The sequence below is a fragment of the Streptomyces sp. NBC_00859 genome (assembly GCF_045161865.1).
GTDB lineage: Bacteria > Actinomycetota > Actinomycetes > Streptomycetales > Streptomycetaceae > Streptomyces.
In genome coordinates this window covers 5,656,637-5,674,100 of the sequence record NZ_CP108826.1, presented here as the reverse complement: position 1 = coordinate 5,674,100, position 17,464 = coordinate 5,656,637, and the positions used below count along the sequence as shown (strand labels likewise).

Annotated in this window: 16 protein-coding genes and 2 pseudogenes; 10 read left to right on the top strand and 8 right to left on the bottom strand. The window is 70.3% G+C overall.

Features of this window, described 5'->3' with window-relative positions; all coding sequences use genetic code 11:
• Nucleotides 1-413 precede the first annotated feature (413 nt).
• The 4 genes from OG584_RS24825 to OG584_RS24810 all read left to right on the top strand — a co-directional run bounded on the left by OG584_RS24825 (nt 414) and on the right by OG584_RS24810 (nt 3,009).
• Entirely contained in the window at nt 414-1,043 is a 630-nt protein-coding gene (locus tag OG584_RS24825) for a hypothetical protein (RefSeq protein WP_405781028.1), read from the top strand.
• 49 nt (nt 1,044-1,092) lie between these two features.
• The gene (locus tag OG584_RS24820; protein ID WP_405784263.1) at nt 1,093-1,788 is read left to right on the top strand and encodes a class F sortase; all 696 of its coding nucleotides are present in this window, start codon (nt 1,093-1,095) and stop codon (nt 1,786-1,788) included.
• 416 nt (nt 1,789-2,204) lie between these two features.
• On the top strand, nt 2,205-2,423 hold the full coding sequence (locus tag OG584_RS24815) for a hypothetical protein (RefSeq protein WP_405781027.1): 219 nt from the start codon (nt 2,205-2,207) through the stop codon (nt 2,421-2,423).
• Nucleotides 2,424-2,571: 148 nt separating this feature from the next.
• Nucleotides 2,572-3,009: a glutaredoxin domain-containing protein gene (locus tag OG584_RS24810; protein ID WP_405781025.1), complete on the top strand. Its 438-nt coding sequence runs from the start codon at nt 2,572-2,574 to the stop codon at nt 3,007-3,009.
• A gap of 62 nt (nt 3,010-3,071) precedes the next feature.
• On the opposite strand, the gene OG584_RS24805 is transcribed toward OG584_RS24810, so the two are convergent.
• From OG584_RS24805 to OG584_RS24795, 3 genes and pseudogenes are all read right to left on the bottom strand, one after another.
• Nucleotides 3,072-4,190: an LCP family protein gene (locus OG584_RS24805; RefSeq protein ID WP_405781024.1), complete on the bottom strand. Its 1,119-nt coding sequence runs from the start codon at nt 4,188-4,190 to the stop codon at nt 3,072-3,074.
• A gap of 59 nt (nt 4,191-4,249) precedes the next feature.
• A complete protein-coding gene (locus tag OG584_RS24800) occupies nt 4,250-4,798 on the bottom strand; it encodes a transglycosylase SLT domain-containing protein (protein WP_405781022.1) in 549 nt (182 codons plus the stop codon).
• A 518-nt stretch (nt 4,799-5,316) separates the two neighbouring features.
• Nucleotides 5,317-5,472, bottom strand: a pseudogene (locus OG584_RS24795) (ornithine carbamoyltransferase); the annotation flags it as partial.
• Between OG584_RS24795 and OG584_RS24790 the strand changes: the two are divergent.
• Nucleotides 5,459-5,722 carry a response regulator transcription factor gene (locus OG584_RS24790; protein ID WP_405781021.1) on the top strand — a complete coding sequence of 88 codons (264 nt, stop codon included), beginning with the start codon at nt 5,459-5,461 and terminating at the stop codon, nt 5,720-5,722. The pseudogene OG584_RS24795 and the gene OG584_RS24790 sit on opposite strands and share 14 nt — an antisense overlap.
• A gap of 189 nt (nt 5,723-5,911) precedes the next feature.
• Here OG584_RS24790 and OG584_RS24785 read toward each other — a convergent pair whose 3' ends face one another.
• A complete protein-coding gene (locus OG584_RS24785; protein WP_405781019.1) occupies nt 5,912-7,258 on the bottom strand; it encodes a lipase family protein in 1,347 nt (448 codons plus the stop codon).
• Between the two features lie 222 nt (nt 7,259-7,480).
• On the opposite strand from OG584_RS24785, the gene OG584_RS24780 reads away from it, so the two are divergent.
• Together OG584_RS24780 and OG584_RS24775 are read left to right on the top strand one after the other, a co-directional pair.
• The gene (locus OG584_RS24780) at nt 7,481-8,590 is read left to right on the top strand and encodes a M20 family metallopeptidase (RefSeq protein ID WP_405781017.1); all 1,110 of its coding nucleotides are present in this window, start codon (nt 7,481-7,483) and stop codon (nt 8,588-8,590) included.
• Between the two features lie 181 nt (nt 8,591-8,771).
• Nucleotides 8,772-8,915, top strand: a pseudogene (locus tag OG584_RS24775) (FAD/NAD(P)-binding protein); the annotation flags it as partial.
• On the opposite strand, the gene OG584_RS24770 reads toward OG584_RS24775, so the two are convergent.
• Together OG584_RS24770 and OG584_RS24765 are read right to left on the bottom strand one after the other, a co-directional pair.
• The gene (locus tag OG584_RS24770) at nt 8,869-9,210 is read right to left on the bottom strand and encodes a hypothetical protein (RefSeq protein ID WP_405784441.1); all 342 of its coding nucleotides are present in this window, start codon (nt 9,208-9,210) and stop codon (nt 8,869-8,871) included. The pseudogene OG584_RS24775 and the gene OG584_RS24770 overlap by 47 nt on opposite strands.
• A 14-nt stretch (nt 9,211-9,224) precedes the next feature.
• The gene (locus OG584_RS24765; RefSeq protein ID WP_405781015.1) at nt 9,225-10,946 is read right to left on the bottom strand and encodes a nickel/cobalt transporter; all 1,722 of its coding nucleotides are present in this window, start codon (nt 10,944-10,946) and stop codon (nt 9,225-9,227) included.
• Nucleotides 10,947-11,536: 590 nt separating this feature from the next.
• On the opposite strand from OG584_RS24765, the gene OG584_RS24760 reads away from it, so the two are divergent.
• Genes OG584_RS24760 through OG584_RS24750 form a run of 3 tightly spaced genes read left to right on the top strand, consistent with a single transcriptional unit; the run spans nt 11,537 to nt 15,272 of the window.
• Nucleotides 11,537-13,195 (top strand): DUF4331 domain-containing protein, encoded by a 1,659-nt coding sequence (locus OG584_RS24760; RefSeq protein WP_405781013.1) that lies wholly within the window; start codon nt 11,537-11,539, stop codon nt 13,193-13,195.
• Nucleotides 13,192-13,917 (top strand): class F sortase, encoded by a 726-nt coding sequence (locus tag OG584_RS24755; RefSeq protein ID WP_405781012.1) that lies wholly within the window; start codon nt 13,192-13,194, stop codon nt 13,915-13,917. Before OG584_RS24760 ends, OG584_RS24755 begins: the two co-directional genes overlap by 4 nt.
• Complete coding sequence (locus tag OG584_RS24750; protein ID WP_405781010.1) at nt 13,914-15,272, top strand: tetratricopeptide repeat protein; 1,359 nt, start codon at nt 13,914-13,916, stop codon at nt 15,270-15,272. Before OG584_RS24755 ends, OG584_RS24750 begins: the two co-directional genes overlap by 4 nt.
• A gap of 254 nt (nt 15,273-15,526) precedes the next feature.
• On the opposite strand, the gene OG584_RS24745 is transcribed toward OG584_RS24750, so the two are convergent.
• Both OG584_RS24745 and OG584_RS24740 read right to left on the bottom strand, forming a co-directional pair.
• Nucleotides 15,527-16,327, bottom strand: coding sequence for an ABC transporter permease (locus tag OG584_RS24745; RefSeq protein WP_405781008.1), 801 nt, complete (start codon nt 16,325-16,327; stop codon nt 15,527-15,529).
• On the bottom strand, nt 16,315-17,412 hold the full coding sequence (locus OG584_RS24740) for an ATP-binding cassette domain-containing protein (RefSeq protein WP_405781007.1): 1,098 nt from the start codon (nt 17,410-17,412) through the stop codon (nt 16,315-16,317). Before OG584_RS24740 ends, OG584_RS24745 begins: the two co-directional genes overlap by 13 nt.
• Nucleotides 17,413-17,464 lie beyond the last annotated feature (52 nt).

The window sequence follows — 17,464 nt, the reverse complement described above, 5'->3', positions numbered from 1 at the left end:
CACCGGCGCCGTCGTGACCAAGGCCGCCGCGGTGACGGTCACCGGCGGCCGCATCAGCCGTCTCCGGGCAGTCCGCAACCCCTGGGAGCCGCGAGCGTGGACAGCGCCGTCTCTGCCGTCTCCACCCCCTGACGGGTGGAGACGGCAGAGACGGCCACGCCAGGAGGGCCGACCCGCCGGGCCCCGGAGCAGCCGTAATCGCCGCTCCGGACGTACCTGCGGACGGCCTCCCCCGGAGGCTCGCCACGAGGCGTTGACGGTCCGCGGACTGCGCGGCAGCGGGCTCCTTTGCGCCGAACGGGGGCTATTTATGCGTTATTCACGTGGCATCGCTTCTTTTTGGCCCGAGCTATGACATCTAGTCAGGTGTCAGTTATTTGTATGACAATCGTCTCGGCTTGAAGGAGCCCCGCATGACCACCACCAGCCCCTCCTCCCGCCCCTCTGCCGTCCGCACGGGCATGGCCGCTCTCGGCGCCCTGGCGCTGACGGGTGTCTCTCTGGTGGGAGCCTCGTCCGCCACTGCCGCCCCCGGCGACAGCGGAGACGTACGCATCCACAAGCCGGGAACCAGCGCGACCGACACCCGCGACGCGACCACGGTCTGCAAGTTCAACCTTGCGGCCTCCAACTTCGGGCCGGACCTGGCGACGATCCCCTGGACGATCAAGCCGGCCCCGCCGAATCCGAACCTGCCGTCCCTGGTGAGCAGCCTGCCGGTGCTGAACGGCACCGGGGCCACCACGAACCTCGCGCTCCCCAACGGCCAGTACCAGCTCACCTGGACCGCACCCGGGGCCAAGTCCAAGAGCTTCAAGGTCGAGTGCCCCCAGCAAGGACACCCCGGCAGCAGCCACACGGTCAGCCACCACCGGACTCCGCTCGGCGCGGTCCACGCCGGAGGCGGCGGGGTCCCCGACGTCCAGAACGCCGCAGCAGACACCGGCTCGCCCGTCGGTCCGCTGCTCGTCACGGGTGCGCTCGGAGCAGCAGGTCTGATCTTCGTCCGCCGCGCTCGCCGTCGCGCCCATGGTGCGGCGTAATCCGCCCTACCGCCGCCGACGGGGACCGAGTCGCGCCTGCCGTCTCTCCATCACGGCAAGCGTGACGTTCTCCCTGGTGACCGGCATCGTCTGGGCGTGCGGCGACTCACCCGACGAACCGCCGGTCACCAGCGCAGCGAGCGCGCCGCACCCCGGGCCGCCCGCTGCGCCGGTCACCCGCGCGGCGAGCGCGCCGCACCCTGGACCCCCTGCCGCACGGGTCACCCGCGCAGCACGCACACCACGCCCCGGGCGGCCTGCTGCCGCGGCGCGTGCGCCGGGCCCGCCGGCAGCGCCGGTGAAGCTGGCCATTCCCTCGCTGGTGATCGAAGCTCCGGTCATCGGCCTGAGACTCGACCGGCAGGGCCGGCTGAACACGCCCCCGATGAGCAGACCCCACGAAGTCGGCTGGTACCGAGGGGGCTCGGTCCCCGGCGCGGCGGGAACAGCGGTCATCGTCGGGCACCGGGACACCCGTACCGGACCCGCCATCTTCTTGAACCTCAACGCCCTGCACTCCGGCGATCTCGTCAACATCTCGCGAGCCGACCACCGGACGGCGGTCTTCAGCGTCGACTCGGTGAAGACGTACAAGAGGAAGGACTTCCCGAACTCCAAGGTCTACGGGAACACGGGCCGCCCCGAGCTCAGGCTGCTGACCTGCGGCGGCACCTTCAACAAGAAGACCGGGTACGGCGCCAACGTGGTCGCGTTCGCCCATCTCAAGGACATCAGGAAGACATGACGGCTGCCCTGCGCCGGTGATCTGGAAGCGCGGGCCGCCGGCTCGTCGGATGGTTCGAACACATCCGGGGCGCCGGATGCGCGGCGCGTCCGGGCAGTCGTACGTCCCGGCGTTCCGAGCCGCACGCGCATCCTGGCATCGCTGAGAAGTCCGCCCACGGCTTCGGCCACCGATGTCTTGCCGACCCCGACGGTCCCGTTGATCAGAAGGGCACTGGGTTCCGGAGGGCTGCCTGCATGCAGCATGCCCGAGACCCTACGGCTCAGACCGGTCCGTCACAGGCTCCGGGCGTCCGATTTCCTTGAGCCTCTTCCGCAGCGACTGCCTTGCGCCGGGCGCACACTGGGGGACACGGGGCCCTCTGGCCCTGTGCCCGCCCGGAAGGCCGACCGCCAGGAAAGGCAGGGACAGCCTCCATGTCCTCCGACACCCTCGTCCGCTGCTCCGACGGCCACCTCTTCACCGCGAAATGGGTCCCCCTGGTCGGTCTGCGATCCGTACGTCTGGGACCGACACGCAGGTACGCCCGCTGCCCGGTCGGCAAGCACTGGTGCATGACTCACGCGATTGCCCCCGCGACGCTCACCGACGCGGAGGTGTCCCGGGCTTCGGAGCACAACGCGGGACTTCAGTAGCGACCGGGCACTGCATGGCACCGGGCGGCTGCGTGACCCGCGGGGCGACGAAGCGGCCCGGATGAAGGGGCCGTTCCCGCGTCCGGCGAACGCCCGGATCAGCAGGCGGGTTCGGGAGTACGACGGCTCGTCGGTAGCCTGCTTCATCATGACGCGCACCTGGTTCCCGCCGATACTGATCGTGCTCTGCGGCTCGGTCGCTGCGAATGGTCTGTTCCGCAGAGGGATTCCTGTCGCGGCGGCAGCGCTCCTGCTGGCGTTCGTGCTGGCCGGAGCGGTGAACTCGCCTCTGGTCTTCCCGAGGTCCATCAGCACGGAGGAGGCGCGACGCCGCAGCGCGGCCGACGGCATGCCAGTCGTCTTCTGGCGGTCGGGCTGTACGTACTGCCTGCGACTGCGCATGCGGCTGGGCCGTGACGCACGCCGGGCACACTGGGTCGACATATGGCGTGACCCCGTGGCAGCAGCGGTGGTGAGGTCGGCCAACGACGGCAATGAGACCGTGCCGACTGTCCTCGTGGCGGGCCGGCCGCACGTGAACCCCGATGCTGCGTGGGTGCGCGAGCAGCTCCGCCCGTCCGGGTGAGCGGGAGCGGTGCCACCTCGCGGAGAGGAGCCACAGGCTCCGGCTCCCGCGGGCGGCACCGTTCAAGAGCTCGCGGTGACCGGCGTCCTGCCCTTGTCGCCCACCGAGTTCTGCACCGCGGACTTCGGTATCGGCCGGTCGTTCCGAAGTGCCTGCCACACCTGCTGGGAATCCTTGGTGAGTGGCAGCACCCGGTCCGGAGCCTGACGGTCGTAGGTGACCGGCATGGTGACCATGTCCATGTTCTTGGGGTTGAGGCCCTTGAGGTCCTTGGCCAGGCCCAGCAGCTTGCCCGCCGAAGCCAGCCCGGAGTCCGCGCTGACGGTCCGGGTCGCGGTGTTGGCGAGGCCGTAGAGCTTGGCCGGATTACTGAACATGCCGACGTTGTCGACCCGTTGGGTCAGCGCCTTGATGAACGCCTGCTGGAGCTGGATGCGGCCGAGGTCACTGCCGTCACCCACACCGTGGCGGGTCCGCACCAGGCTGAGTGCCTGCTCGCCCTTGAGAGTGTGCTTGCCCGCGGGCAGGCTGAGGTGGCTGTCGTTGTCACTCACCGCCTGACGGGTGGTGATGTCGACACCGCCCAGCTGGTCGATCAGCTTCTTGAAACCGTTGAAGTCGACTTCGAGGTAGTGGTCCATGCGGACACCGGACATCTTCTCGACCGTCTTCACGGTGCAGCCCGGACCACCCACCGCGTAGGACTCGTTGAACATCGCCTGATGCGCGCCCGGTACGGTGCCGCCGTGCGGCTTCGGGCACGAGGGACGGTCCACCATCGTGTCCCGCGGGATGCTGACGACGCTCGCCTTGCGGTGGGACTTGTCGACGTGCAGAACCATCGTCGTGTCGGACCGGGCTCCGCTGACGCCCGTTCCGTACTCGCCGTGCGTCCCCGCCCGCGAGTCGGACCCGAGGAGGAGAATGTTCATCGCGCCGTTGTGCGCGTCACTGGGCCGGTCGTGTCCGAGGGCGGAGTTGATGTCGACACCCTTGACGTTGCCGTTGAGGTGCGACCAGAGATAAGCCGCACCCGCTCCTCCCACCGCCAGTACGCCGAGGGCGGCCCAGGCGGTTATCCGCAGCGCTCTGCGGCGCGGGGGCCGCCTTTCGGGCACACCCCCGCCGTCCGGCTCGGGGCCGACGGGCCCGGGTGTCGTGTTGCCGCTCTCGTACGACATCAGTCATCAGTCCTTCGGCTCGCTGTCGTGTGTGTGCTCTGTCAGCTGTGCGCGGGCGCTCAGTAGGCGGAGTCGACGTTGTCGATGGAGCCGTACTTGTGGGCGGCGTAGTCCGCGGCCGCGGTGATGTTGGCGACCGGGTCGGTCAGGTCGTGCGAGGTGCCGGCCACGTGGTACTGCTCGAAGACCGGCTGGATGACCTGGAGCAGACCCTTGGACGGCGTGCCGTTCTGGGCGTTGATGTCCCAGTTGTTGCTGGCCTGCGGGTTGCCGCCGGACTCACGGATGATGTTGCGGTGCAGTCCGTCGTAGCTGCCGGGGATGCCCTTGGCCTTCATGATGGCCAGCGAATGCCGGATCCAGCCGTCCAGGTTGTCGGGGTAGGACGGCGCCTTGCCCGCCTTCTCGGTGGCGGCGTGGGCCTGCGCGGAGACGGCGGCTGCCGGTACGTGTGAGGACGAGGCGCTGTGCGACGCCGGTTCCGCGGCGTGGGCGGACGGCGCGACGCTCAGAGCCGCAGCGGCGGCGCCGAGGACGGCGATACCGGTGACGGAGGCCTTACGGATGCTGGCGGTTCGGCCGGTGGCGCCATGGGTACTGGCGGGCATACGGACGTACCTCTTCCTTCGGGGTGTCTTGGGAAGTCGCGGGGTCCGGCGACAGCGGAGCGGAGCTACGCGTCGTGGGCCGGAGCAGCGGGAGCGGGCGGCGCCCGCCCGGTCCGGCACTCGGCTCCCCGGGACTCGAGCCATGGTTAGCCCCGCTGGAAGGCAGAGGCAACGAGGCCCCTTACTACCCGTGTACGTAGCGTGGGCCCGGAGTGGCGGGAACGAGCCCGCTGCGCGATCGACGCGCTTTCCACAGCCCCTACTGCCGTGCTTCGTACATGACATAGGTCCTATGGGCGGGCTCACAGTCGCGGGGCCCCGAAGCCGTCCGCGGATCGGAACGAGACCGACGCCCTGCTTCCATCCGGTCACCCTCTGTCCGCGAGAGGGTTGCTGCGGGCCCGGGAAGTGGCCTCGTCCACGGGCCCTCACGAGGGCCGTGGAGCGTCAGTGCCTCCGCACCTGGGAAGCACTCCCCCGCCTTGTCCGCGTCCTCTGCCGAAGGGACGGCGCCGACCTCACCGCCGTTCGGAACGGACCCACTCCAGGACCGCCATGGCACTGTGCATCTTGTTCTCCACCTGTTCGAAGGCGATCGACCGGTCCCCGTCGAGCACCTGCGCGGTGACCTACTCGCCGCGATGGGCAGGCAGGTCGTGCGTGAAGACAGCGTCCGCGCCACCGCCCCAGGTCCCGCTGGTGCCACGGGGTCCCGACGGCCTGACCGCGCGCGAGAATCACGTGCTGCGGCTGATCGTGCAGGGGCAGACCAACCAGGAGATCGCACGCACCTTGCTGGTCACAGAAGCCACCGTGCAGACGCACATCAACCGCATCTTCGCCAAGACCGGAGGCCGGGACAGGGCCGCCGCCGTCCACTACGCCCGGACACGTGGCCTCGCGGAGCGGCCCGCACCGGGATGATCCGCCCCCGGTCATCGGCCCGGGTTGCCCGGCACCCGGCCAGGGCGGACCGGCGACGGCCCGCCCTGGCCGGGTGCGGGGCACATGACGGGCTCGTACCGTCCGGCCGGTCCGTCCGGCCGGGCTTCGCTGCGGGCCGGGATTTCGTCTGCGCGCCCCGGGGGCCTCCCCATCGGGGCGCGCAGGTCGTCAGTTCCCCGTCGTCGGCACCTCCGGCGCGAGTGAGTTGCCCGCGGGGATACGGCCGCAGTCCGACGGGGGTGTCTTGCCCGCGAACCTGTCATTGAGCCAGCCGAGAGCGGCGGGCGCCCACGGCACGGCGGCACCGACATGGCTGAGCAGGTCGTACTGCTGGTACTTGATCGATGTGCTGCCCTTGTCGCAGTACTGCCGGGCCAGCGCGCGCACGTCTCCCGCGACCATGACCCCGTCGCCCCTGCCGATGCCCGGGAGGTTGCTGAGGGTGCCCTCCAGGACGCCCCCGCTGCCCTGCACGATGAACCCCGGCGCGTCCGGGGTGGGGGCCGAGCCGAGGTTGAGCTTGTTCACCGCCTCGACGAAGGGAGGTACCGAATTCGGGTCCGCGTACTGCGGCTTCACCATCTTCTTCCACGTCAGTCCCGGGTACTGGCCCAGGGCGTTGATGATCGACGCGTGCTCCAGCTTCTTGAACACCTGCGTGCCGTAGTCGTTCAGATAGGGCTTGAAGTCGATGTCGTAGGAGCGCGCGGCCCCGATGACGGCCATCGGCGCGACGCCCGCCCAGGTGGAACTGCCGCCGATGTACTTGAGGTTGTGCGCAGGGTCGACGAGCAGCCCCCCTTCGGTGAAGCCCACCAGTCTCTTGTCGACGTCCGGTGCGTAGCTCGGTGCGAGGGCTGCCGCCCAGTGCGTGGCGATGGCTCCGCCCGAGTAGCCGGCCAGACCGACCCGGGTCGCGGAGTTCAGACCGGTCTCCGGGGACTGGCTCGCGGCCCGGATCGAGTCCAGCGTGTTCGTTCCGTACTCCGGGCCGGCCGCGAAGTCGGCGGTCTGCCCCTCGCTGTCCGGGACGACGACGTTGTAGCCCGCCAGCAGCAGCGGCGCCAGGAGGAGGGACTCGCCGTTCGCGATCAGGCCGCCGAGCGAGACGTCACCCGCGATCGCCCGGGACGGCGAGTCCGCGGGATTGAGGGAATCGTAGAACGACTGGTACGAAACGGCTTTGCCGCCATCGCCGTTGGGGCTGCGCACGATCGAAGTCACCCCGGCGGACGGGCGGCCCTGGGCATCGACGGTGCGGAACAGCAGCTGGATCGCTTTGACCGGCGTAGGAATGCCCAGGACGTGGTACTGCAGCGTCCGCGTCTTGAGCACGGCGCCCGGCGCGTACGAGGACAAGGGCTTGCTGCCGTCGTAGGTGTAGAAGGAGTCTTCCGCCGCGACTGCCGACGAGGCGGAAGGGGCGGCCACAGCCGTGGCCGCTGGGACGGCCGTAGCGGTCAGGACGCTGACGACGGCGGCAGTTGCCAGCTTCCCGATGGCGATTCGGTGCATGGGTTCCCTCGGATTCGACTCATGGATCACAGGGATGACAGACGCGTGTTACCTAGCGGTAACAGCGACGAAAATTACCAGCAGGTATGAAACTTGAACAGAGTTGCGGCACGGTCTTCCAGCCTCTGCCGGTGCCGGCGGTGCCACTCGGAGGGCGGCCTCACCGTGAGGGGTGCCGGTCCTGGCGTCCGTGACCGGGACAGGCCGCTCTAACCTTGGGAGATGACGATGGACAAGCGCACCGAGGTCAGTGTTGAGGCGATGCTCGAGGACCTGCGGATCCTCGTCGAGGTCGAGTCCCCCTCGCGTGATCTCGAAGCGCTGAACGCGTCCGCGAAGACCGTGGCCGCGTTCATCGAGGACCGGCTGGGCGGGAAGGCCGCCCTGGTGACCGGCGAGGCCGGGCCGCACGTGCACTGGTCCGGTGGCGGTGAACCACGCGTGCTGGTCCTCGGCCACCACGACACGGTCTTCCCGCTCGGCACCCTGGAGCGGCGCCCGTTCCGGGTGGCGGACGGCCACGCGACGGGGCCCGGTGTCTTCGACATGCTCGGCGGTCTGGTCCAGGCCGTTCACGGTCTGGCGGCGCTGGACGATCGGTCCGGTGTGGAAATCCTGGTGACGTGCGACGAGGAGGTCGGTTCGGCTTCCTCCCGGACCCTGATCGAGGAGCGGGCCCGTGCCTGTGGTGCTGTGCTCGTGTTCGAGGGCGCGGCCGACGGCGGGGGCCTGAAGACGGGCCGCAAGGGCTGCGGCACCTTCCAGGTGTCCATCACGGGCCGGGCCTCGCACGCAGGACTCGAACCGGCGGCCGGGGTCAACGCGTTGATCGAGTCGGCGCGTCAGGTCCTCGACATCGCGGCGCTGAGCCGGCCGGACATCGGGACGACCGTGACACCGACGGTGGCATCGGCGGGCACGCTGGACAATGTGGTCCCGGCTCAGGCCACGGTGATCGTCGACGTACGCGTCGAGTCGGCCGCGGAGAAGGAACGGATCGAGTCGGCGTTCGCGGCGCTGGTTCCGTATCTGGACGAGGCCGAGATCGTGGTGACGGGCGCCGTCGGCCGGCCCCCGATGCCGGAGACGGCGGCGGCCGGGTTGTTCGAGATGGCGCGGAGGCTGCTGCCCGGCATCGAGGGCAAAGCGGTCGGTGGCGGCAGCGACGGTAATTTCACGGCCGCGTTGGGGGTGCCGACACTCGACGGCCTGGGGGCCGTCGGTGGTGGCGCCCATGCCGACCACGAGTATCTGGTCGTCGGCTCCATGGCGGAGCGGGCGAACCTCGTCACCGGACTGGCGACCGCGATCCGGGACGCCCGCGAGCGGTAGCACCACCCGGCCGGACAGCCGCGGCCCCGGCCGCCGCACAGCAGAACGACGAACGCGCCTGCTCCCGGCAGGAACCCGGGCAGGCGCCTTTACGGCGTCGTGCAGCTGCTGGTCCCGTCCGGATTCGCCTTGGTGACGGTGCACCCGCCACCCGAACCGAAACCCAGGATGGACAGAGCACATGATCGCCGGACAGCACGTCGTTTGCATCGTCGGCGCAGGCCCCCGGGGCCTGGCCGTGCTTGAGCGGCTCTGTGCCAACGCACGGGGCACGGACCTCAGCGTGCTCGGTGACCCTTCGCGGCCAGGTGGCCGGGTGCGCCGCCGAGTTTGCCGTAGAGGTCCATCCAGTGCCGGTCGGTGCGGGTGGGCGGTTTGCCGTCGCAGTAGGTCTTGGTGCCGTTGGCCGTGAAGTAGTGCATCAGCTCAAGGACGGAGCGCGGGTCGGAGCGGGAGCCCGCGGTGTAGCGGCTCGCGGGTACTTTCGTCTGGTGCACCAGACAGGTGGGGGACGGTGTGCCGGACTGGGCGTCCAGCGAACCGCCGTGCGTGGACGAGCAGCCGGTCAGGACCAGCGCGGCGAGCAGCGCGGCGAGGCGCGCGCGGCGGGGAGTTTCCACGGGGGCTCCAGATGTCACAGGACGGGGGGCAGGCTGCGGACCATCAGGCCGAGTCCGACGATGAGGACGAGGAGGGCGGTCAGGATCGCCATGTGCGGAGCCAGCCGTCGGACGAGTGCGAACAGCGGGCGGTCGGCAAGGCCGCCCGCTCTGCTGCCGAGCTTGACGAGCAGCAGGCCGACCGCGGTGAGTGTGGCTGCCATGCCGAGCCCGTACGCCAATACGAGGGTGGCGCCGAATGCGGTGCGGCCCAGGGCGACGGCGCCCAGGAGTACGACCAGCGCGGAGGGGCTGGGGACCAGGCCGCCGGCGATTCCGAGGCCGATCAGCCCGCGGAGGCTGAAGGGCTGGGCGTCGGCGTTGACGGGCGCGTGGGTGTGCGGCCGCCCGAGCAGACCGTGGCGGTGCGGCGCCGCATGATCGTGGCTGTGTCTGTCGCTGTGCGCGTTGCCGCGATGCGGGTGGGAGTGGGCGGGTGCGGGATGCGGTTCGTGCACGTGGGTGTGGTCCGGCTCGGGTGCGGGGCCGTGGTGGTGATCGGTGTGGTGATGGCCGTGGGCGTGCGGGAGGCCGGCGGTGAGGGCCGCTTCCGCCTGACCGTGCACGCCGACCAGTACGGGTCCCGGCCCGGCGGGTGACGGGGCATCAACCATGGGACCGGACGGCACGGTTGGCCGTGCGCGCCGTACGGCGTCGGCCAGCAGTCCCGCCCCGACGAGGGCCACGAGTGCACCGCTGATGACGCCGAGCCAGCCCAGTACGGTGTCGCCTGCGAGCGAGGAGAACGTGGTCAGGCAGAGGCCGATCACCAGGACTCCGGCGGTGTGGGTGATGGTGACGGTGGCGCCGACGGTGATGGCGTCGCGGGTGCTGCCCCGGCGCCCGGCCAGATAGGCGGCCATGACGGTCTTGCCGTGGCCGGGCAGCATCGCGTGTCCGGCACCCAGGATCACGGAGAGCAGGACTGCCAGCAGCCCGACCGGTACGGTCAGGTGCTCGGCTCCGGCGAGTGATGTCAGGTGCCGCGACAGCGCCTCGACGCGCCCGGTGAGCCCGCGGTCCTGTGCGGCTCCTGATCCAGCCCCAGCGGTGAGTGACGGCCCGCTGCCCGCGACGGCTGTGATCTGTGCGTGGAAGTCTCCGCGCGGTGTCTGGAGCAGGTCGCGGGGGTAGTTGCGGAGTTCGTCGGAGGAGGACGACTGGGCGACGGAGGAGTGCTTGAGCTGCACTCCCTGGCCCTTTGCCGTGATCTCGTTCCAGCCGACCCTGGTCCGGTCCGCGCCGGTCTGGACCCGCAGGCTCACTGGGTTGCCGGTGAGGTCCAGCGGCGCCTTGAGGCGGCATTCGAGGCGACTCGTACGCAGGCGGGCCTGTCCGGGCCGGTACTCGAAGGTGGCGGAAGCGACCTTCCAGTGCAGGCGGCGCGGGGTGGTGACCTGGAGCCCTACGGCTGCCTCGGCACAGCGCGCCGACGCCCACGCGGCGCGCTCGGCGGGGCTCGGGGTGCCGTCGCCGTTGCTGTCGACGCGCGGCGCCGCCTGGAGGGTGGGGATCTCCGCGGTGTCGGTGACGGCCAGGACGTCGAGGTGGTCCGGGTGCAGGGTGAATCCGGTGTAGTGGTTGACGGAGAAGTTACCGAGCGGGTGAGCCTGCGCGGCGGGGGCCGTTACGCCGAGCAGCCACAGGACACCGCCGACCGCAGCCGCCACTCGCCACGTGAGCCGGCGGTAGGTCATGGGCTGCCTCCTGGGACGTCGGTGGGGGCCATGCCGGTCCCGGGGCTGCTACGGCAGCAAGGAGCCGGGCGCGCGAGGCGTCACTCATGGCTGCCGGACACCTGGCGGGCAGCCGGGCACAACGACCTGACTCCTTACCGGTTCCGCCGGGCGCGCGCCGCCAGGGGGAGTTCCTCCACTCGCTTGGCGCACTTCAAGCACCCGGTCGGCCCTCATGCCACCCTCGCAGCCGATGAAGAGGTGCACCGGCTTCCTTATTGCGCAAGACTCGCAATAAGGAAGCCGGGCCTGGCTCTGCGTGCGCAGGACGAGCGCCGATAACCCCATCCCCGCCCCGCTCCCGTGGCATCGGCAGCGAACTGGGTCCATTTGGGCTTCGGACTGCCCCCGTTCGGCTCCCGAGCGTGGCGGCCCGGCGCCATCCATGGTGATTTATTCATAGCTTAAGCCGCATTGCGGACACATTTACTGAGCGGCCGGCGCCGAGTCGGGCTCGCCCGAGGTGGTCCGTGTGGGGTTTCGAGCATCCTCCCGCACGCTGCCGCGACCCCCGTCACCGGAGGCACGGCTCCACCGGAAACGGATCAATCATGCAGCCCTTCCGTCTGCCTCTCCGAAGGCCTACGGTCCGCCGTGCCGAGGGCGTACTCGCGTCCGTCGGCATACTCGCTCTGGTCACAGCCGGCACCGTGGCGGGACTGGCGCCCGGCGTCAGTTCCGCGTCCAGCCACCGTGAGGCTCCGCTGACCGCGGGCGACCCGAAGGCGGACAACACCGACGTGTACGCCTTCACCAGCCCGGACAACGCGGACACGGTGACGCTGGTGGCGAACTGGATCCCGTTCGAGGAGCCCAACGGCGGCCCGAACTTCTACCCGTTCGCCAATGACGCTCGCTACAACATCAAGATCGACAGCGACGGGAACGGCAAGCCCGACACCACGTACACCTGGGCGTTCACCGACCACATCCGCGACTCCGCGAATCAGTTCCTGTACAACACGGGCGTCGTGAAGACCCTCGACGACGAGACCCTGAACTTCCGCCAGACCTACACGCTGACCGCCACCGACGCCGGGGGTCACACCAAGACGCTCCTCAAGGACGCGCCCGCGGCCCCCTCGAACGTGGGCAAGGCCTCGATGCCGGACTACGCGTCCCTGCGCAAGCAGGCCACCAGGTCACTGCCGAACGGCGGCCTGACCTACGCCGGGCAGGCGTCCGACCCGTTCTTCCTCGACCTGCGGGTCTTCGACCTGCTGTACGGCGGGAACCTCAAGGAGAGCGGCCACAACACGCTCGCCGGGTACAACGTCAACACCATTGCTCTGCAGGTCCCGAAGAAGGACCTGGCGCTCAACGGCGACGCCACCCGCAACCCCGTCATCGGTGTGTGGTCCACCACCGACCGAAAGGGCGCGGCGGTCGCGGACCAGGAAGCCGACAGCGGGCAGACCAAGGGCAGCGAGCCCGCATCCGCCAAGGGCGGACCCAGCATGCGGGCGGACTGGCATCAGGTCTCGCGGCTCGGCAACCCCCTGGTCAACGAGGTGGTCGTGCCGCTGAAGTACAAGGACGCGTTCAACTCGATCGCCCCTGACGTCGACCACACGGTCACACCGGTGGTCAACGCGGTCCTCGATCCGATCGTGCCCAAGCTCATCCAGAACATCTACGGCGTCCCCGCCCCCGCGACGCCCCGCAAGGACCTGTCCGAGATCTTCCTCTCCGGCATCTGCAAGGCGTGCGGCCCCATCCAGGCCGACCTGAACTCGCAGCAGTTGAACGCCGATGTGAAGAAGAGCGGGTTCGTGCCGTCCGAGGAACTGCGGCTGAACATGGCAGTGCCCACCTCGGCCGACCCCAACCGGCTCGGCGTTCTCGGCAAGGACCTGGCCGGCTTCCCCAACGGCCGCCGGCTGAACGACGACGTCGTCGACATCGAGCTCCAGGCCCTGGAAGGCGCCGCTCAGACCGGAAAGATCGTGCCGGCGCTCGCCGCCGGTGACGCCGTCAACGCCCCGTACCGTCAGCCGACTTCCTCCTTCCCGTACGTGGCGCTCCCCAACACGGCAGCCGTCAACCAGGCCGACTCCCTCCACCCCGACGGTGGCGTCGGAGCAGGCCTGGGCGGCACCGCGCTCACGGGCGGCTTCCCCGTCGTAGCCGTGACGGCTCTGACCGGTGGCGCCATGCTGGCAGTGGCCGGAGCGCTGGTCCTGCGCCGCCGGCGTGCGAGCCGCATGTGAGCACCCCCGCCGCACCGGGCCGCCCGTCCTCCTCTCCGGAGGGCGGGCGGCCGCGGCGCGTCCGCCGCTTCCACCCGGTCCGCCCCCGGCGGCTGGTCGCGGCCATCGCTGTCGCCGCCGGCATGGGCCTGGCCGGCGCCGGCACCTCCGCGCTCGTCGGCGCCCGGCCGGCACCCCACCGCACCGCGGCCGACATCGGGGCCCTCCCGATGCCGCAGACCGCACCGGCCTCACCCGCGTCGCCCGCGTCGGTTCCCGAGCGCATACGAATACCGGGCATCAGCCTGGACCACTCCCTCACCGGTCTCGACGTGGGCCAGGACGGACACCTCGACGCCCCCGAGGATCCCGGCCAGGTCGGCTGGTGGAGCGACGGCCCCCGCCCCGGCGACCCAGGAGCAGCGGTGTTCGTCGGCCATGTCGATTCGGCGACCGGCCCCGCCGCGTTCTACAACATCTCCGCTCTGCGCCCCGGTGACGAGATAACCGTCGACCGCGCCGACCACTCCCACGTCACATTCACCGTCCGGGCCCTGCGCCAGTACGACAAGAACGACTTCCCGGACGACCAGGTCTACGTCACCACCGGAGCACCGGCACTGCGGCTGATCACCTGCGGTGGCACCTACGACCGGGACCACGGCGGATACCGCGACAACGTGGTCGTCTTCGCCGCTCTCTCCACACCGAGCCACACCACCCCCACCCGGAGCGGGAATTGAACACGTCCGACCCCCGACACCCCTCGCGCCGCCGCACCCTCCTGGCAGCAGGTACTGCCACCGTCCTCGGCGTGGGACTCTTCCTCGGCGGCGGACTGGCACTCGCCCCCTGGAACGAAACGCAGAGCGACCGGAGCACGGGGTCGTCCAGCACCGCGAGCGGCCCCGCCGCCGGCGCCGACCCGCTGGCGGCGGACATCACCGGACTTCAACGCCACCTCCGCACGAGCCCGCAAGACGCAGTGGCCCTGGCCACTCTCGGACTGGACTACGTCCAGCAGGCCAAATCCACGGCCGACCCGACCTATTACCCCAAGGCCGAAGGCGTCCTCAAACGCTCACTGGCGAGCCAGAGGAAGGACAACTTCACCGCCATGGGCGGGATGGCCGCACTGGAGGCCGGCCGCCACCGCTTCACCCAGGCGCTGGACTGGGCCGAACAAGCCGTCGCGGTCAATCCGTACAGCTCCCCTCTGTACGGGACGCTCGCCGACGCCTACACCCAGCTCGGCCGCTACTCCGAGGCAGCCCACGCGACCCAGCGGATGGTCGACCTCAAGCCCGGAGCGCCCTCCCTGTCCCGTGCGTCCTACGTGGCGGAGCTGCGGGGAGACGTCCCCACGGCCAGGACCGACATGCGGCGGGCCCTGAACGACTCGGCGGGCCCGGCGGACCAGGCGTTCGCCCACTACTACCTGGGCGAACTCGCCTTCAACAACGGGGACCCGGCCACCGAGCTGAAGGAGGCCGCAGCGGGGCTGCGGGTCGCGCCCTCCTACACCGCCCTGTTCCAGGCGAAAGCGAGGGCCGAAGCCGCGCTCGGGAAGACCGGCGCGGCCATCGCCGACCTCAGCCGGGCGGTACAGCGCGTACCCCAACCCGAGTACATCCTCCAACTCGGCGAGCTCTACCAGTCCCTGGGGCGCACCAAGCAAGCCGATGAGCAGTACCGGATCTTCCGCGCCGAGCAGCAGCTCTTCACCACCAACGGCGTCGCCCTCGACTCCGACGCGGCGCTCTTCGAAGCCGACCACGGCAACCCGGAGCAAGCCCTGGCCATCGCCCGCAAAGGCCTCCGCACCCGCCCCTTCCTCGAGACTCACGACGCACTCGCCTGGGCCCTGCACGCCAACGGCCGCGACCAGGAAGCACTTGGTGAAGCCAACCAGGCACTCGCACCCGGAATGCGCAACGCCCTCTTCCACTACCACCGGGGGATGATCGAAAAGGCGCTCGGCGACAGCGCAGCGGCTCGCAAGGACCTGACCCGGGCCCTGGTCATCAACCCCCACTTCAGCCCGCTGTACGCGACCGAGGCCCGCACAGCCCTCGCCACGCTGAAAGGCTCCGCATGACCGTGCGGCCCAGTGCCGGGCGGTAGCGCCCGGTGCGCAGGCCGCATCAATCGCCCCCGGTAGTGAGGCCGTCGCGTTCTTCCCACCACAGCAACCCCAGGCGGCGGGAACTGAACCTGTTTGTGCGAGCGGATGTCACGCCGCTCCACTCGGTCGGCTCCTCCCACGAGGTGCGGCGGTGGGAGCATGAGAAGGCCGCTGCCTGAACAGCCCCCCATCGGCCGGCGTCGGAATCCTGCCCACGGAAGTCGTGGTCAGCGCAGCGTGATCCGGTGGAAGCGCCGCAGTGCCAGCGCCATGAAGGCGCCGGTGATCGCGCAGGCGCACAGCAGCGCGTACGGCAGCGCGTGCACGACCGGCCACGCTCCGTCCGCCGGCAGTCCGCCCGGCGGCGGGTTGCCGAAGAGCGCGCGGACCGCTGTGGCGGTAGCCGACACCGGATTCCACTCCGCGACGGTCCTGAGCGGCCCCGGCATGGTGTCCGTGGAGACGAAGGCCGACGAAATGAAGGTCACCGGGAAGAGCCAGATCAGCCCGGCGCTCTGTGCCACCTCCACGCTGCGGGCCATCAGCCCGATGGTGGCGCCGACCCAGGACATGGCGAACGCGAAGAGCAGCACGAGCAGATAGGCGAGAGCCGCCTCGCCGACCGAGTTGGCGATGCGCCATCCGACGAGCAGGCCGCAGAGCGAGGTGACGGTGAGCGTGACGACGCTCATGGTCAGGTCGGACAGGGTACGGCCCAGGATCACCGCCATTCTGGGCATCGGCAGCGAGCGGAACCGGTCGATGATGCCCTTGTCCATGTCGTGGGCGAGTCCGAGCGCGGTGAAGGCCGCGTTGAAGGTGACGGCCTGCGCGAAGATCCCGCCCATCAGGAAGGTGCGGTAGTGCGCGCCTCCGAGGCTCCCGCCGAACACATAGGCCAGCAGCAGGACGAACATCACCGGCTGGACCAGTGCGGCGATCACCGACCCCGGTGTCCGGCGCAGGTTGAGCAGATTGCGCCAGGCGATGATCGTGGCGTCGCGCGCCACCCGGTTCAACGCTGCCACGGCTGCTCCTCATCTGTTGCCCGGCCGGGTACTCCCCCGGCGGGTACGACCGCGGCCATCGGCTCGGTCGCCGGCCCGCCGCCAGCCGTCGGATCCGCCCGCGCGGTCCGCGCGCCGCCCCCGGCGGCCTCGCGCGACGGGCCGCCGGTCAGCGCGAGAAAGACGTCGTCGAGGGTCGGCGGTGCCAGTTCCACGTCCTGCACCCCGATGCAAGCGAGCCGCAGACACCCCAGCGCGTACTCCAGGGTCTGCGCCCCGTAATCGGTCGTGACCGTGAACCGGCCGGTGCGCCGGTCCAGTTCGGGTTCATGGGCGCCGAGCGAATCGAGTATCACGTACGCCTGTGATCTGGCGTCCGGGTCGGTGACGGTCAGCGCGAGGCGTTCGCCGCCGACCGCCGCCTTGAGTTGGGCAGCCGAGCCGCGTGCGATGGCGGTGCCCCGGTCGATGACCAGGATGCTGTCGGCCAGTTGGTCGGCCTCTTCGAGGTACTGGGTGGTGAGCAGCACGGTGGTGCCCGCCCCGACCAGTTCCCGGATGGAGTGCCAGGTGTCGGCCCGGCCACGGGGGTCGAGCCCGGTGGTGGGCTCGTCCAGGACGACCACCGGCGGCCGGGCCACCAGGGCGCCCGCCAGGTCGAGGCGCCGGCGCATGCCGCCGGAGTACGTTCCGCTCGGCCGGTCGGCCGCCTCCTCGAGGCGGAAACCGTCGAGGAGCTCGGCCGCCCGGCGCCGTGCGGCGGCCCGGCGCATTCCGTAGAGGCGGGCCACCAGATACAGGTTCTCGCGTCCGGTGAGTTTCTCGTCCACGGCGGCGTACTGGCCGGAGAGGCCGAGCCTGCGGCGCACCCCCTCGGGGTCCCCGACCACATCGCGCCCGGCTATCCGGGCATGCCCCGCGTCCGGTCTCAGCAGGGTCGACAGGATCCGGACCATGGTGGTCTTGCCCGCCCCGTTCGGACCGAGTACGCCGAGTACGGTCCCGGCGGGGGCCTCCAGATCGACACCCCCCAGGGCCTGTTTGGCACCGAATCTCTTGGTGATCCCTTCCGCGTGGATCGCTGGGGACGTCGGCTGAGCCGTCATCAACTGCCTCTCGTCGGATGTATCGCGCGGGTCCCGCAGGCCGGGCTTCCCC